The 14,818-nt window shown below is 74.4% G+C and carries 16 protein-coding genes; 1 reads left to right on the top strand and 15 read right to left on the bottom strand.

Annotated features, from left to right (window positions below; genetic code table 11):
* Positions 1-37: 37 nt before the first annotated feature.
* The 15 genes from CFLA_RS05385 to CFLA_RS05315 form a co-directional block, all read right to left on the bottom strand.
* On the bottom strand, positions 38-850 hold the full coding sequence (locus CFLA_RS05385) for a F0F1 ATP synthase subunit delta (RefSeq protein ID WP_013116308.1): 813 nt from the start codon (positions 848-850) through the stop codon (positions 38-40).
* Positions 850-1,431, bottom strand: a complete 582-nt coding sequence (locus tag CFLA_RS05380) for a F0F1 ATP synthase subunit B (protein WP_013116307.1) — start codon at positions 1,429-1,431, stop codon at positions 850-852. The genes CFLA_RS05385 and CFLA_RS05380 overlap by 1 nt, the downstream gene beginning before the upstream one ends.
* Positions 1,428-1,658 carry an ATP synthase F0 subunit C gene (gene atpE, locus CFLA_RS05375; RefSeq protein WP_043598826.1) on the bottom strand — a complete coding sequence of 77 codons (231 nt, stop codon included), beginning with the start codon at positions 1,656-1,658 and terminating at the stop codon, positions 1,428-1,430. The genes CFLA_RS05380 and atpE overlap by 4 nt, the downstream gene beginning before the upstream one ends.
* A gap of 100 nt (positions 1,659-1,758) precedes the next feature.
* Positions 1,759-2,544: a F0F1 ATP synthase subunit A gene (gene atpB / locus CFLA_RS05370; protein WP_013116305.1), complete on the bottom strand. Its 786-nt coding sequence runs from the start codon at positions 2,542-2,544 to the stop codon at positions 1,759-1,761.
* Between the two features lie 162 nt (positions 2,545-2,706).
* Positions 2,707-3,150, bottom strand: coding sequence for a Cg1360 family ATP-synthase-associated protein (locus tag CFLA_RS05365; RefSeq protein ID WP_013116304.1), 444 nt, complete (start codon positions 3,148-3,150; stop codon positions 2,707-2,709).
* Positions 3,147-4,259, bottom strand: a complete 1,113-nt coding sequence (locus CFLA_RS05360) for an MraY family glycosyltransferase (protein WP_013116303.1) — start codon at positions 4,257-4,259, stop codon at positions 3,147-3,149. The genes CFLA_RS05365 and CFLA_RS05360 overlap by 4 nt, the downstream gene beginning before the upstream one ends.
* Entirely contained in the window at positions 4,256-4,966 is a 711-nt protein-coding gene (locus tag CFLA_RS05355) for an L-threonylcarbamoyladenylate synthase (RefSeq protein WP_013116302.1), read from the bottom strand. Before CFLA_RS05355 ends, CFLA_RS05360 begins: the two co-directional genes overlap by 4 nt.
* Positions 4,963-5,877: a peptide chain release factor N(5)-glutamine methyltransferase gene (prmC, locus tag CFLA_RS05350; protein WP_013116301.1), complete on the bottom strand. Its 915-nt coding sequence runs from the start codon at positions 5,875-5,877 to the stop codon at positions 4,963-4,965. Before prmC ends, CFLA_RS05355 begins: the two co-directional genes overlap by 4 nt.
* Complete coding sequence (gene prfA / locus CFLA_RS05345) at positions 5,874-6,938, bottom strand: peptide chain release factor 1 (RefSeq protein ID WP_043599879.1); 1,065 nt, start codon at positions 6,936-6,938, stop codon at positions 5,874-5,876. The genes prmC and prfA overlap by 4 nt, the downstream gene beginning before the upstream one ends.
* A gap of 156 nt (positions 6,939-7,094) precedes the next feature.
* The gene (gene rpmE, locus CFLA_RS05340) at positions 7,095-7,310 is read right to left on the bottom strand and encodes a 50S ribosomal protein L31 (protein WP_013116299.1); all 216 of its coding nucleotides are present in this window, start codon (positions 7,308-7,310) and stop codon (positions 7,095-7,097) included.
* A 181-nt stretch (positions 7,311-7,491) separates the two neighbouring features.
* The gene (locus CFLA_RS05335; RefSeq protein WP_148234290.1) at positions 7,492-7,968 is read right to left on the bottom strand and encodes a type II toxin-antitoxin system PemK/MazF family toxin; all 477 of its coding nucleotides are present in this window, start codon (positions 7,966-7,968) and stop codon (positions 7,492-7,494) included.
* Positions 7,969-8,060: 92 nt separating this feature from the next.
* Positions 8,061-10,037 carry a transcription termination factor Rho gene (rho, locus tag CFLA_RS05330; protein WP_013116297.1) on the bottom strand — a complete coding sequence of 659 codons (1,977 nt, stop codon included), beginning with the start codon at positions 10,035-10,037 and terminating at the stop codon, positions 8,061-8,063.
* 348 nt (positions 10,038-10,385) lie between these two features.
* A complete protein-coding gene (thrB, locus tag CFLA_RS05325; protein WP_013116296.1) occupies positions 10,386-11,339 on the bottom strand; it encodes a homoserine kinase in 954 nt (317 codons plus the stop codon).
* A 6-nt stretch (positions 11,340-11,345) separates the two neighbouring features.
* On the bottom strand, positions 11,346-12,437 hold the full coding sequence (gene thrC / locus CFLA_RS05320) for a threonine synthase (RefSeq protein ID WP_013116295.1): 1,092 nt from the start codon (positions 12,435-12,437) through the stop codon (positions 11,346-11,348).
* Positions 12,438-12,470: 33 nt separating this feature from the next.
* Positions 12,471-13,787 (bottom strand): homoserine dehydrogenase, encoded by a 1,317-nt coding sequence (locus tag CFLA_RS05315; RefSeq protein ID WP_013116294.1) that lies wholly within the window; start codon positions 13,785-13,787, stop codon positions 12,471-12,473.
* A 240-nt stretch (positions 13,788-14,027) separates the two neighbouring features.
* Here CFLA_RS05315 and CFLA_RS05310 point away from each other — a divergent pair, with 240 nt between their 5' ends.
* Positions 14,028-14,696, top strand: a complete 669-nt coding sequence (locus CFLA_RS05310) for a biliverdin-producing heme oxygenase (RefSeq protein ID WP_013116293.1) — start codon at positions 14,028-14,030, stop codon at positions 14,694-14,696.
* Positions 14,697-14,818: the final 122 nt, after the last annotated feature.

Raw genomic sequence — 14,818 nt, 5'->3', positions numbered from 1 at the left:
CGCGTGCGGTGTGTCGTGGGGCCGGGGTCCGGCGGTGTCAGCCGGCCAGCTGCCGGCGGGCGTCGGCGAGTCGGGACAGGACGGTCGCGTCGATGACGTCGGGGCCGGCCTGCACGCGCAGACCCCCGACGACGTCGGGCTGGACGACGACGTTGACCTGGACGGCCCGGCCGAGCGCGCGGCCCAGCAGGTCCGTGAGGCGGCCGGTCTGCGCCGCGGTGAGCGGCGAGGCCGAGACGACGGTGGCCACCTCGCGGCTGCGCAGCTCGGCGACGACGTCGCCGACGTGCTGCAGCGTGGTGACGAACCGACGCCCGCGCGGAGCGGCCGCGGCGCGTCGCACGACCGCACGCGTGACGGGGGTGCCCTGACCGCCGAGCAGCTGCTCGGCCAGGGAACCGCGCGCCTGCGCGGGATAGGTGTCGTCCTGCAGCGCGCGGCGCACCTCGCGCTGCCCGGCGAGCGCCCGCGTCACCGCGAACAGCTCCTCCTCCACCTGCACGAGCGTGCCGTCGGCCTCGGCCGACGTCAGCAGGGCCACGAACGCCAGGCGCTCGGTCGCCTCCGTGAGGTCGGCGTCCGCCGACCACCGGGAGGCCACGAGCGCCTGCGCGATCTCGACGGTGCGGGAGTCCGCACCGTCGAGGAGCCGCGCGACCAGCGCGCTCTTGGGCTCACCCGCGAGCGACGGGTCCGCGAGCGTGCGACGCAGCGATCCCGACGAGTCGAGCGCGTCGACGAGCGCGAACAGCTCCTCGCCGACGGTGCGTGCCTGGCTGCCGGCGGCACGGATCACCGGAGCGAACCGGTTCTCCACCACCTGCAGGGAGGCGCGACTGGTCCCGCGCATCAGTTCCCCTTGCCTGCGCTCGTGGTGGTGCTGGCCTCCAGCTCGTCGAGGAAGCGGTCGACGACGCGCGAGCGGCGTGCCTCGTCCTCGAGCGACTCGCCCACGATCTTCGACGCGAGCTGCGTCGCGAGCGTGCCGACGTCGGTGCGCAGCGACACGGCGGCCTGCTGACGCTCCGCGTCGATCTGGCGCTGGGCCGTCTCCGCGATGCGTGCCGCCTCCTCCTGCGCGCGCGTGCGCGCCTCGGCGACGATCTGCCCGGCCTCGGTGCGCGCGTCCTCACGGATGCGCGCCGCCTCGGAGCGGGCGTCGGCGAGCAGCTGCTGGTACTCGGCGAGCTGCGCGGCGGCCTCGGCCTGTGCCGACTCCGCCTTGGCGATGCCGCCCTCGATCTTCGCGGTCCGCTCGTCCAGCACCGCCTGGAACTTCGGCAGCACGAACTTGTAGAACGGGATCGCGATGCCGACGAGGACGATCGCCGACCAGAGCAGGTCGTAACCGGCGGGGACGAGCAGCCTGATGCCCTCGACCTCTTCTCCCGCAGCCGTCACGACGGCCGCGGAGACCGCGGCGACGCTCACTGGAAGAGGAACCCGGTGATGAGGCCCAGGAGGCCGAGGACCTCGACGAAGCCGATACCGATGAACATGGTGGTGCGCAGCTGGCCGGCGACCTCGGGCTGGCGCGCGATGCCCTCGACGGTCTTGCCGATGAGGATGCCCAGACCGATACCCGGGCCGAGCACCGCGAGGCCGTAGCCGACGGTCGCGATGTTCCCGGAGACGGCGTCAGCGGCGGCGAGGATCATGCTGGTGTCTGCCACGGTGGCTCGTTCCTTCCGTTGGGTCCCCGGCCGGTCGGCCGGGGGCTCGTACTACGTGCGGGACCACGACCCCGCGGGGGTGGTGTCAGTGCTCTTCGGAGATCGACAGGCTGATGTAGACAGCCGCGAGCACCACGAAGATGTAGGCCTGCAGCGCCGCGACGAAGACCTCGAAGAGGGTGATCGCGAAGCCGCCGAGCAGGCTGGGGACGGCGAACACGGTCATGCCCGACATCGACCGGACGAAGAAGTCCGTCGCGGCGAAGCAGAGCACGAGCATGAGGTGACCCGCGACCATGTTGGCCATGAGTCGCACGGCCAGCGTCACCGGGCGCAGGATGAACACGGTGAGGAACTCGACCGGCGTCAGCAGCACGTAGAGGAACGGCGGCACGCCGGGCGGGAAGAGGCTCGACTTGAGGAACCCCCCCAGCCCGTGCGCGCGGATGCCGGCGCCGAGGTACATGACGTACACCCACAGTGCGAGCATGACCGGCAGGCCGATGAGCGAGGTCCCGGCGATGTTGAGGCCCGGGATGATGCCCGTGAGGTTGAACGCGAGGATCGCGAAGAAGATCGTCGTGAGCAGCGCGACGTACTTGTGCGCCTTCTCCTTGCCGATGATGTCCTCAGCGACGTTGACGCGGACGAAGTCCAGCAGGAGCTCGGCGACGTTCTGGCCGCGGCGGGGCACGAGCTTCGCGCGACGGGCCGCGATCACCATGATCGTCACCAGGACGATCGCGGCGACGATGCGCACGAGCTGCATCCGGTTGAACTCGAGGAAGGTCCCCTCGAGCAGCACCGGGTGCGGGAAGAAGTCGGCGATCGAGGGCGTGTGGAAGACGTTCTCGTCCGCGGCGAGCGGCATGGTCGTCGCGATGCTGGACAGGGCGGTCTCCTGTGGTCGTGATGCGGCGGTGCCGCCTCGTCGCGGGCACACCGGCAGCACCTGGCCGTCGTGGATGGTGGAAGCCTAACCCATGGGTGACCTAGGTCCGGCCCTCCCGGCCGCCGGATGTGGTGATGCAGGTCACCGTCCGCCGGCACCCGGCTCGACGTACGGCACACGCCCGTTGGCGACCGCCCGGTAGTCGAGGAAGGCGGACCCCACGACCCCCAGGGCGAGCACTGCCGCCAGCACCCCGCGGGAGTAGAAGTCCTGGTCACGCAGCACGGCGAGCACCACCACCACGACGAGCACCTTGGCGAGCCACGTGCCCATCACCACAGCCGCCATGGTGTGCGGAGGTGAGTGCAGCGTGCGGAGCATCGCGACCACGGTCGTGCCGGAGAACACCAGCGCGAGGCCGACGCCCACGAGCGCGCCCCACACTCCCGGCAGGCCGGCGACCAACGCACCGACGCCGATGCCGAGGACCGCCAACGTGCCCAGCAGCAGCGCGGTGTCCCGCAGCGCCCGGCGGAAGACGGCGGCCGTGGGGTCGGGCGCCGGGGTCGTCGGGTCGGTCGTCATGGCAGGGCCTCCACGGAGGTCGGGGTGCGCCCGCGCAGCGGGCCGAGGGTCAGGGCGGTGGCGACGAGCACGCCGACGCCGGTCGCGACGAGCACGGTGGTGGTCGACAGGACGGCCAGGGCGGCCACGCCGAAGGCGAGCACGGCCGTCCACACGTACATGATGAGCACCGCGCGGCGGTGGCTGTGGCCGAGCGCGAGCAGCCGGTGGTGCAGGTGCAGCCGGTCGGGGTGGAAGGGGCTCTTCCCCTTCAGCAACCGGCGCACGATGGCCAGGCCCATGTCGAGCAGCGGGAGCACGAGCACCGCGACGGGCAGCAGGATCGGCACGTAGGCGGGGAACTGCACGCGGTCGACGACGGCCGCGGGGTCGATCTGCCCGGTGACGACGATCGCCGCGGAGGCCATCACGAAGCCGAGCAGCATCGAGCCGGAGTCACCCATGAAGATGCGCGCGGGGTACAGGTTGTGCGGCAGGAAGCCCACGCACGCCCCGACGAGCACCCCCACGACGAGGGTCGCGAGGCTCGAGAAGTCGTCCCGGCTGGTGTCCGTCGTCAGCAGGTAGGCGTAGACGAAGAACGCGGCACCGCCGATCGCCAGGACCCCCGCGGCCAGCCCGTCGAGCCCGTCGACGAAGTTCACCGCGTTCATCGCCACGACGACGGAGACGACGGTGACGAAGACCGCGGTGCGCGACGATCCGCTGAGCACGGCCCCGATCGGGAGCTGGTACAGCAGCACGCCCTGCCACGCCAGGAAGCCCGCGGCGAGCACCTGGCCCATGAGCTTGGTGAGCCAGTCGAGGTCGTAGATGTCGTCCGCCACACCCAGCGCGCACACCAGCGCCGCTCCCCCGACGATGCCGAAGATCGGCCGCGGGTTGGCGTACACCGGCTCCAGGAAGGGCATCTGCGACCCGATGAGCAGCGCGACCAGCAGGCCCGCGAACATCGCCATGCCGCCGAGGCGGGGCGTGGGCACGGCGTGCACGTCGCGGTCGCGCACCGCCGTGATGGCGCCCCAGCGCAACGCGCACCACCGGGCCAGCGGGGTCGTCAGGTAGCTGACGACCGCGGCGATGATCGAGACGAGCAGGTAGGTCCTCACGACGCGGGCGTCCCCGACCCCTCGCCCGGCGTGGGCCCCGGGGCGGCCGCGGGCGGCGGAGGCGGCGCCATGACCGGGGCCACGGTCGCGAGCGTCGCGAGGTCGAGCGCCCCGAGCCGCACCACGCGCAGCGCGTCGCCCGTGGCGTCGACGATCGTCGAGGCCACTCCCCCGGGCGCCGTCCCGCCGTCCAGGTAGACGGCCACCGCGTCCCCGAGCTGCTCGTGCGCCTCCGCGGCCGTCGTGGCCGCCGGCCGGCCCGTGCGGTTGGCGCTCGAGACGGCGAGCGGGCCCGTGCGCCGCAGCAGCGCGAGCGCGGCCGGGTGGTCCGGCATGCGCAGCGCGACCGTGCCGTGCGTCTCCCCCAGGTCCCACGCCAGCGACGGCTGCGCCCGCAGGATCACGGTGAGGCCGCCGGGCCAGAACGTCTCCGCAAGCGCCCGGACCGCGTCCGGCACGTCGGTGGCCAGGCCGTCGAGGGTCCGCACGTCCGGGATGAGGACGGGCGGCGGCATCTGCCGCCCCCGCCCCTTGGCGTCGAGCAGGGCCTGGACGGCCCGCGCGTCGAACGCGTCGGCGCCGATGCCGTAGACGGTGTCGGTGGGCAGGACGACCAGCTCGCCGCGACCGACGGCGTGGACCGCCTCGTCGACGGCAGGGCCCCAGGTCGCCGGGTCGGTGACGTCCTTGATGCGCGGGAGGCTCACGCGGGCGAGTCTCCCACGACCGCGCGCGCGATCCGCCGCGCGACGAGGGTCCGGGGTCGGCCGGTGAGGTCCGGCACGGTGCGCACGTCCTCGAACGCACCGGTGGCGGCGGCCGCCGCGCGCGCCTGGGCGTCCTGCACCTCGGCGTGCTCCATGACGAGCAGGCCGCCGGGCGCGAGCAGCCGCGCCGCCGCCGCGATCACGGCGCGCGGTACGTCGAGCCCGTCGGAGCCCCCGCCGTAGAGCGCGAGGTCGGGGTCGTGGTCGCGGACCTCGGGGTCCAGCGGCACCGCGTCGGGCGGGATGTACGGGGGGTTGGAGACGACGACGTCGACCGTGCCGTCGAGCTCGGCGAGCAGCGCGGGATCGCGCACGTCGCCCTGCACGACGCGCAGGGCGCGGCTCGCGACCGCGCCCGCGTTGTGGCGCGCGAGCCCGACCGCCTCGTCCGAGAGGTCGACGGCGACGACGCGGCTCGCGGCGACCTCGGTGTCGACGGACACGGCGATCGCGCCCGTGCCCGTGCACAGGTCGACGACGAGGGGACTGCCGCCCCGGGCCGCCACCGCCGCCGCCTCGTCGACCGCGAGCTGCGCGACCGTCTCGGTCTCGGGCCGGGGCACGAACACGCCGGGCTCGACGCGCAGCGTCACGTACCGGAAGACGGTGTGACCGACGATGTGCTGCAGCGGCTCGCGGCTGCGGCGCCGCTCGACGAGCTCGGCGTACTGCGCCGCGAAGCCCTCGGGCAGGGGCGGCGCCATGACCGGCTCCACGCGGGGCAGGCCCAGCGCGTACGCGGCCAGGGCGAGCGCGTCGTGCCGCGGCGAGGGCACGCCGGCCTCGGTGAGGACGGCGGCCGCGCCGTCGACGTACGCCCGCAGGCCGGGGCCGGCGTCCACGCCGCTCACGCCACGCCACCGCCCGCGGCCGCCAGACGCGCCGCGTCGTCGGCCTCGACCGCCGACGCGATGACGGGCCCGAGGTCGCCGTCGAGCACCTGGTCGAGGTTGTACGCCTTGTAGCCCGTGCGGTGGTCGGCGATGCGGTTCTCCGGGAAGTTGTACGTCCGGATCCGCTCCGAGCGGTCCACCGTGCGCACCTGGGACCGCCGCGCCTCGCTCGCCGCCGCGGCCGCCTCCTCCTGCCGCGCCGCGAGCAGTCGCGCCCGCAGGACGCGCATCGCCTGCTCACGGTTCTGCAGCTGGGACTTCTCGTTCTGCATCGACACGACGATCCCGGTCGGCACGTGCGTGATCCGCACGGCGGAGTCCGTCGTGTTGACCGACTGGCCACCGGGGCCCGACGAGCGGTAGACGTCGATGCGCAGGTCGTTCTGGTCGATGTCGACGTCGCCGTCGTCGTCGGCCTCGGGGAACACCATGACGCCGGCGGCGGACGTGTGGATCCGACCCTGCGACTCCGTCACGGGCACGCGCTGGACGCGGTGCACGCCACCCTCGTACTTCAGGTGCGCCCACACGCCGTCCTCGGGCGGGCCCGCCGCGCGCGCCTTGACGGCGACCTGGGCGTCCTTCACGCCACCAAGATCCGACTCGGTGGCGTCGAGGACCTGCACGCTCCAGCCCTGGCGTTCGGCGTACCGCGTGTACATGCGCAGCAGGTCGCCCGCGAACAGCGCGGACTCCTCGCCCCCCTCGCCCGCCTTGATCTCGAGGATGACGTCACGGCCGTCGTCCGGGTCGCGCGGCACGAGCACCCGGTGCAGACGCTCGGCAGCCTCGTCGGCCGCGGCCTGCAGCGCGGGCACCTCGGTGGCGAACGACGCGTCCTCGGCAGCGAGCTCCGCGGCGGCCTGCGCGTCGTCGGCGGCCGCACGCCACTGGCGGTACGCCTGCACGACGCGCCCGAGCTCGGCGTAGCGCCGTCCGAGGCGCCGCGCGCGCGCCGCGTCCGCGTGCACCGCGGGGTCGGCGAGGTCCCGCTCGATCTGTGCGTGCTCCGCGAGCATCGCCTCGACCGCGTCGAGCTGCTCCACCTGCGTGCCTCCCACCGGTACCGACGTGGGGCGGCCGGCGGCCGCCCGACACAGCAGCAGCGCCGGTGCGCGCGCGGACACGACCATGGAGGGCCGTCGTCCGCCGGGCGCACCGGCGCTGCGGAGGAGCTAGTTGGCCGACTTCTTGCCGTAGCGGGCCTCGAACCGGGCCACGCGGCCACCGGTGTCGAGGATCTTCTGCTTGCCCGTGTAGAACGGGTGGCAGGCGCTGCAGACGTCGGCGTGGATCTTGCCGTCGGTCACCGTCGAGCGGGTGACGAACGAGTTGCCGCAGGTGCACGTGACCTCGGTGAGGACGTACTCCGGGTGGATGCCAGACTTCACGAGAGCTCTCCTTGGGGTTTGCCTCCGGGTCCGGACGCGTTCTCGCGCCGGTGAACCGCAGACCGACGGACCATTGTGCCAGAACCACGGGGACAGCCGGAACCGTCCCGGTCGCGGCAGTCGCGCCGGCGGCGCTCCGCGGGCGACGGCTCCCTGCTGGAGGTGCGTCCGACGGCGTCCGTCAGGCCGCGTCCCCCGGCAGGCCCCGCTGGGCGGAGACCTGGCGGTACCACGTGACGAGCGCGGGCCCCGGGACGCCCGCCCGGCGGCGCAGCGCGGCGATCGGCAGCTCGCGCGGTCGCAGGTCGATCCAGCTCGCACGGGACAGCCCCGGGAAGCCCGGCGGCAGCGCGACGTGGTCGCGCCGCGTGCCGCGGTCCTGCGACGTGAACCGCGCGACCTCGCACGTCCGGTCACGCACGCGGAGCACGAGCACCGGCCGGTCCTTGCTCCCCGTGCCGTCCTCGTACGGGACGTCCGCGAACCAGATCTCGCCCGCGTACGGAGCGCGCGACGCCTCTCGTGCGCGTGCGGCCGCGCGCGCACGACGTCGCCGCGACCGGCCCCGCACCACGAGGAGCAGGAGGACCGCCGCGAGCCCGAGGACCACCTCGGGCTGCACGAGCAGCGTGAGGACGTCGTCCGGTGTCGTCGGCACGCCGTGAGGGTAACCCTCGCGGGGGGTGGTGACCGCCGAGGACACGGCGACGGCCCCGCACCCGTGGCTGCGGGGCCGTGCGTGGGTCGGCGTCAGACGACCGTGCGGCCGACGCCCTCCTCGAGCGCGGGACCGTTGTTGCCCGGCGTCGTCTTCTGCACCTGGAGCAGGAACTCCACGTTGGACTTCGTCTCGCGGAGCTTGCCGAGCAGCAGCTCGATGGCCTGCTGCTGGTCCAGCCCGCCGAGCACGCGGCGCAGCTTGTAGATGATCTTCAGCTCGTCGTTGCTCATGAGCACCTCCTCGCGGCGGGTACCGGACGCGTTGACGTCCACCGCCGGGAAGATGCGCTTGTCCGCGAGCTGGCGCGACAGGCGCAGCTCCATGTTCCCGGTGCCCTTGAACTCCTCGAAGATGACCTCGTCCATCTTCGAGCCCGTCTCCACCAGCGCGGAGGCGAGGATCGTCAGCGAGCCGCCGTTCTCGATGTTGCGCGCCGCACCGAAGAACCGCTTCGGCGGGTAGAGCGCCGAGGCGTCGACACCCCCGGACAGGATGCGGCCCGACGCGGGCGCGGCCAGGTTGTAGGCGCGCGACAGCCGGGTCAGCGAGTCCAGCAGCACGACCACGTCCTGACCGAGCTCGACCAGGCGCTTGGCGCGCTCGATCGCGAGCTCCGCGACGATCGTGTGGTCCGACGCGGGGCGGTCGAAGGTCGAGGCGATGACCTCGCCCTTGACCGTCCGCTCCATGTCCGTGACCTCCTCGGGGCGCTCGTCGACGAGCACGACCATGAGGTGGACCTCGGGGTTGTTGTGCGTGATCGCGTTGGCGATCTGCTGCATGATGATCGTCTTGCCGGCCTTGGGAGGCGCGACGATGAGGCCGCGCTGGCCCTTGCCGATGGGCGCGACGATGTCGATGACGCGCGGCGTCAGCCGGCCCGGCTCGGTCTCCAGACGCAGCCGCTCCTGCGGGTACAGCGGCGTGAGCTTGGTGAACTCGGGACGCTCGCGGGCCTCGTCCGGCAGCAGGCCGTTGACCGTGTCGAGCCGCACGAGCGCGTTGAACTTGTTGGGCCGGCCCCCGCTGGGCTGCTGCTCACCCTCGCGGGGCTGGCGGACGGCGCCGGTGATCGCGTCGCCCCGGCGCAGGCCGTGCTTCTTGACCTGGTTGAGCGAGACGTAGACGTCGTTGGGCCCCGGCAGGTAGCCGGTGGTGCGCACGAACGCGTAGGACTCGAGGACGTCGAGGATGCCCGCCACGGGCAGCAGCACGTCGTCGTCGGTGACCTCGACCTCGTCGAGGCCGGCGAGGTCGCCCTGGCCCGTGCGGGACCGGCCCCTCTTGCGGTCCCGGTCCCGGTCGCGGAAGCGGTCCCGCGAGCGACGCCGGCGGCCGCCGCGCTCCTCGTCCTCCGGCTTGTCGCCCGCACCGGCCGGGACGCCCTGCGCGGGCGCGTCGGCGTCCTGCTCCGCGGTGCGACGCTCGCCCTGGGGGCGCTCACCGTTGTGGCGGCGCTCGTTCTGCCGGCGCTCACCCTGGGGGCGCTCGCCCGGCTCCTCGGCCGGCGCGGCTTCCGGGGCACCCGCGCCGCGGCCGGCGCGGCGCGAGCGGCGTTCACCTGCGACGTTGCCGACGACGTCCGCCGCACGGGCCGCGCGGTCGTCCCGCTGCTCGGCCGGCGCGAGCCGCGCGTCGAGCGCCGCCTCCAGACCGGCGAGCGCGTCGCGGCCGGCCGGCCGACGCTCCGACGCCGCAGCACCGGGCTCCCCCGACGGTGCCGGGGACGCCACCGGGAGGTCCTGCGCGGGCGCGCTCGTCGTGACGCGCTCGGCGACCGCGGCCCGGGCGCGGCGCGTCGTCGCGCGCGTCTCCAGAGCCTGCGGCCGGTCACCGGTGCGCGCGGCGGAGATCGCCTGGACCAGGTCGCTCTTGCGCATCTTGCTCGTGCCCTTGACGCCGAGCTGGGCGGCGAGCGCCTGGAGCTCCGGCAGGCGCATCGCGGCGATGCTGCCCGGTCCCGGTCCGCCCGTGGCGGGCGTGGCGGCGTCGATGGTGTCTGTCACGAAGGATCCTTCCCCCTCGTCGGGGCCCACCCGGTCCACCCGGGAGGGGCTGCGTCCGGTCGGCGTGACCAGACGGAGTGGGTGCCACGCGCGCTGGGTACGACGACGTCTGCTCGCGCTGGCGGGGTGTTCCCCTCGTCGTCGACCCAGGTGACCGTCCGGCAGGTTCCGGGTGGGTGGTCGGGAGCCGGGGACCGGGTGGTCCGCCGGTGGATCACGGGCGGATCCACCGGGGGCCGGAGGACGAGGTCCGGGGAACGCCGATCAGCCTAGCACCGCAGGATCGGGGGCCTGTCGCGCCCTCCTCCGGTTCACCCGGCTGCGTGGTCGCGGTCGGCGAGCGGCGACTCAGTCGAGCACGGCCGTGACCGACGCACCCGCGGTGTCCACGTCGAGCGGGAGCACGCGCCAGCCGGCCATGACCCCGCCGAACGCGTCGGCGATCGCGGCGTCCGCGTCCGTCGTCCCGTCGCGTCCGCGGCGCGCGAGCGCGAGCACGGTCGGGCCCGCGCCGGAGACGACCGCGGCGACCCCGCGGGAGCGCAACGCGTCGACGAGCGCGAGCGACGCGGGCATGACCTCGCGCCGGTAGCCCTGGTGGAGCCTGTCCCCCGTCGCGGCGAACAGCAGCTCCGGGTTGCGGCCCAGCGCCTCGACGAGCAGCGCCGAGCGCCCGGCCTGCCACGCCGCGTCGGCGTGCGGCACCTGCGCGGGCAGCACACCGCGCGCGGCGCGCGTCGACAGGTGGCCGGGCGGGACGACCGCGACGGGCGCGACGTCCTCGTGCACCGCGAGCCGCACGGCCCGCACCGCACCGGGACCGGCCGCACCCGGCTCGTCGCTCCACGCGACCGTGAGGCCTCCGAGGATCGCCGGCGCGGCGTTGTCCGGGTGCCCCTCGAGCTCGGTGGCGAGCGCGAGCGCGGTGTCGTCGTCGAGCGCGTCCGGCTCGGCGACCAGACCACGCGCGGCGAGGATCCCCGCGACCACCGCGGCCGCCGAGGAGCCCAGACCACGCCCGTGCGGCACCCGGTTGCGGCACGTCAGGTGCAGGCCCGTCTGCGGTGCGCCGACGTGGTCGAGCGCGACGCGCAGCGCCCGCACCACCAGGTGGGTCTCGTCGTCGGGGACCGTCCCGGCCCCCTCACCCTCGACCTCGACCCGCACGTCGGAGGTGCCGAGCGCGCGCACCTCGAGCTCGTCGTGCAGGCCGAGCGCGAGCCCGAGCGCGTCGAAGCCGGGGCCGAGGTTGGCGGACGTGGCGGGGACGCGGACCCGCACGTGCGCGGCACGCAGGCGCACGGTGGCTCAGCCCAGGCCGAGCGCGTCGGCGATCGTCACGACGTCGGTCGTCACACGCTGCGGCCGTACCTCGCCGCCGTCCGCCGTCCGCAGCGCCCACTGCGGGTCCTTCAGGCCGTGACCCGTGACCGTGACGACGACCCGCGTACCCGCGGGCACCAGCCCGCGCTCGGCGCATGCCAGCAGACCTGCGACGCCCGCGGCCGACGCGGGCTCGACGAACACGCCGACCTCGGCCGACAGCACGCGGTGCGCGGCGAGGATCTGCTCGTCGGTCACCGACTCGATGACGCCGCCGGACACGTCGCGCGCCTCCTCGGCCTGCTGCCAGGACGCAGGGTTGCCGATGCGGATCGCCGTCGCAATCGTCTCGGGTGCGTCGACCGGGTGGCCGAGGACGATCGGCGCGGCGCCGGCCGCCTGGAAGCCCCACATCACGGGCGTGCGCGTCGCGACCGCCGGCAGGCCGGCGCCGTCGTCCAGGCCCGCGTACTCGCGGTAGCCCTTCCAGTACGCGGTGATGTTGCCGGCGTTGCCGACGGGCAGGCAGTGGATGTCGGGGGCGTCGCCGAGTGCGTCGACGATCTCGAACGCCGCCGTCTTCTGCCCCTCGATGCGGGCCGGGTTCACCGAGTTGACGAGCTCGACCGGGTACGCCTCGGCGAGCTTGCGCGCGGCGATCAGGCAGTCGTCGAAGTTGCCGTCGACCTGCAGCAGGTGCGCGCCGTGCGCGATGGCCTGGCTGAGCTTGCCCATGGCGATCTTGCCGTCCGGCACGAGGACCGCGCAGACCATGCCGGCACGCGTCGCATAGGCCGCGGCCGAGGCCGACGTGTTGCCCGTCGACGCGCACACCACGGCCTTCGCGCCGCGCGCCGCGGCGGCGGAGATCGCCGTCGTCATGCCGCGGTCCTTGAACGACGCGGTCGGGTTCATGCCCTCGACCTTGACGTGGACCTCGGCGCCCGTGCGCTGCGACAGGACGGGGGCGTGGACGAGCGGCGTGCCGCCCTCCCCCAGCGTGACGATGCGCTCCTGGACGTAGGCGGGCAGACGGTCGGCGTACTCGGCGATGACGCCGCGCCACTGGTGGGCCATGGGGTTCGGTTCCTCGGGTGGTGGGGGTGGGTCTCAGAGCACCGGCAGCACGGACACGACGTGACGCACGACGTCGAGGGCCGCGACCGCGTCGACCGTCGCCCGCAGCGCGCGCTCGGCAGCGGTGTGCGTGGTGATGACGAGCGTCGCGGACGCGTCGTCGCCCGTCCCCTGGAGCGTCTGCCGCACGGACTCGATGGACACGTCCTGCGCGGCGAGCTCGGCGGCGACGCGCGCGAGCACGCCGGCGCGGTCGTCCACCTCGAGGCGCACCTGGTAACGCGAGCGGGCCTCGCCGCCGTCGAGCACGGGCAGGTCGGCGTGCGACGACTCGACCGGGCCCTTGCCGCCCAGCACGCGGTGCCGCGCGACGGACACCAGGTCGCCGAGCACGGCGGACGCCGTGGGCGAGCCGCCCGCGCCGCGGCCGTAGAACATGAGCTCGCCGGCTGCCTCGGCCTCGACGAACACCGCGTTGAACGCCTGGCGCACGCCGGCGAGCGGATGGCCGGACGGCACGAGCGTGGGCTGCACGCGCACGAGCACGCCCTCGCGCCCGGCGGCGTCGGTGGCGCGCTCGGCGACCGCGAGCAGCTTGAGGACGTGGCCGGTGCGGCCCGCCCAGGTCACGTCGTCGGCCGTGAGCCCGGTGATGCCGGTGCGGTCGACGTCGTCGAGCGCGACGCGGGTGTGGAACGCGAGGGACGCGAGGATCGCGGCCTTGGCCGCGGCGTCGTACCCCTCGACGTCGGCGGTCGGGTCGGCCTCGGCGTAGCCGAGGTCCTGCGCGTCGGCGACCGCCTCGGCCAGCCCCTGGCCCGTCGTCGTCATCTGGTCGAGGACGTAGTTGGTGGTGCCGTTGACGATCCCGAGCACACGCTGCACGGTGTCGCCCGCGAGGGACTCGCGCACGGGGCGCACGATCGGGATGGCACCCGCGACCGCGGCCTCGAAGTACAGGTCGACGCCCGCCGCGTCGACCGCGTCGTACAGCGCGGGCCCCTCCTGCGCGAGGAGCGCCTTGTTGGCGGTGACGGCCGACGCGCCGTGCGCGACGGCCCGCAGCAACAGGGTGCGCGCGGGCTCGATGCCGCCCATGAGCTCGACGACCACGTCGGCCTTCTCGACCAGCGACTCGGCGTCCGTCGTCAGCAGCGCACGGTCGACCACCGGGTCGCGCTCGGTGTCGAGCGAGCGGACCGCGACGCCGACGAGCTCGAGCCGGGCACCGACGCGCGCGGCGAGCTCGTCGCCCTCCGTGACCAGCCGACGCACGACCTCCGTGCCGACGACGCCGCAGCCGAGGACGGCGACGCGCAGGGGCGGGTGGGTGCCGGGGGTGAGGGCCACGCAGGTGCCTTCCGAGCAGGGCGGTCGCCGAGGGCCGCCGGGTGGGTGGTCGCGACCGGCCGCGGTGCAGGTGGTCGCGGCCCCAGGATAGGGCGGACCGGCGACGGCGCGTCGTGGCGTCCGCCGTCGCGGTCCGGGAGGACCTGGACGGGCGTTCTTGTCCGGCCTCGTCCGCGTGATCTACCGTGTCCGTGCTGACAGAGTGTCAGCAACGTCCCCCGCCCCCCCGGGAGCCCTGTCATGGCCGTCACCACGCCCGACCAGCTCCTCGAGCCCGCGCCCCCGCTGTCGGCGGCGCTGCGGGCCGGCACGCGCCAGGAGCACGAGGACGCCGAGCGGTCCGCGTTCGTCGAGCACCTCGTGGACGGCACCCTGCCCCTCGCCGGCTACGTCGACCTCGCGGCGCAGCAGCACGCGATCTACACGGCGCTCGAGGCCGCCGGCGACCGGCTCGTCGCGGCCGGCACGCACGGTGACCTCGTGTTCCCCGAGCTGGTGCGCGTCCCGGCGATCGAGAAGGACCTGGCGTTCCTCGTCGGTGCGGACTGGCGCGCCCGGGTGCGCGTGCTGCCCGCGACCGCCGACTACGTCGCACGGCTCGGGCAGGTCGGCGACGACCTGCCCCGGTACGCCGCGCACGCCTACACCCGGTACCTCGGCGACCTGTCCGGCGGGCAGATCCTCCAGCGGATGCTCGAGCGGCACCACGGCCTCGCCGGCGACGGCGTCTCGTTCTACGACTTCCCGCAGATCCACAAGCTCAAGCCGTTCAAGGACGTCTACCGCGAGCGGCTCGACGCGCTCGACCTCACGCCTGCGCAGCGCGACGAGGTCGTCGAGGAGGCACGCGTCGCGTTCCGCCTCAACCGCGCGGTGTTCACGGACCTCGCGGCGGCGCACGTCCGCTGACCCGCCGGCGCCGGACGTGCGACCCGGGACGGCGCGATGCGGTCGCACGTGCGACCACGTCTCGTCCCCTGACGGCGAGAGGTGACCACTCTCCTGCGCACGGGTCGCCCGTCCGCAGCTGC

The organism is Cellulomonas flavigena DSM 20109, assembly GCF_000092865.1.
GTDB classification, from domain to species: Bacteria; Actinomycetota; Actinomycetes; order Actinomycetales; family Cellulomonadaceae; genus Cellulomonas; species Cellulomonas flavigena.
This window is presented reverse-complemented; position numbering and strand designations above follow the sequence as displayed.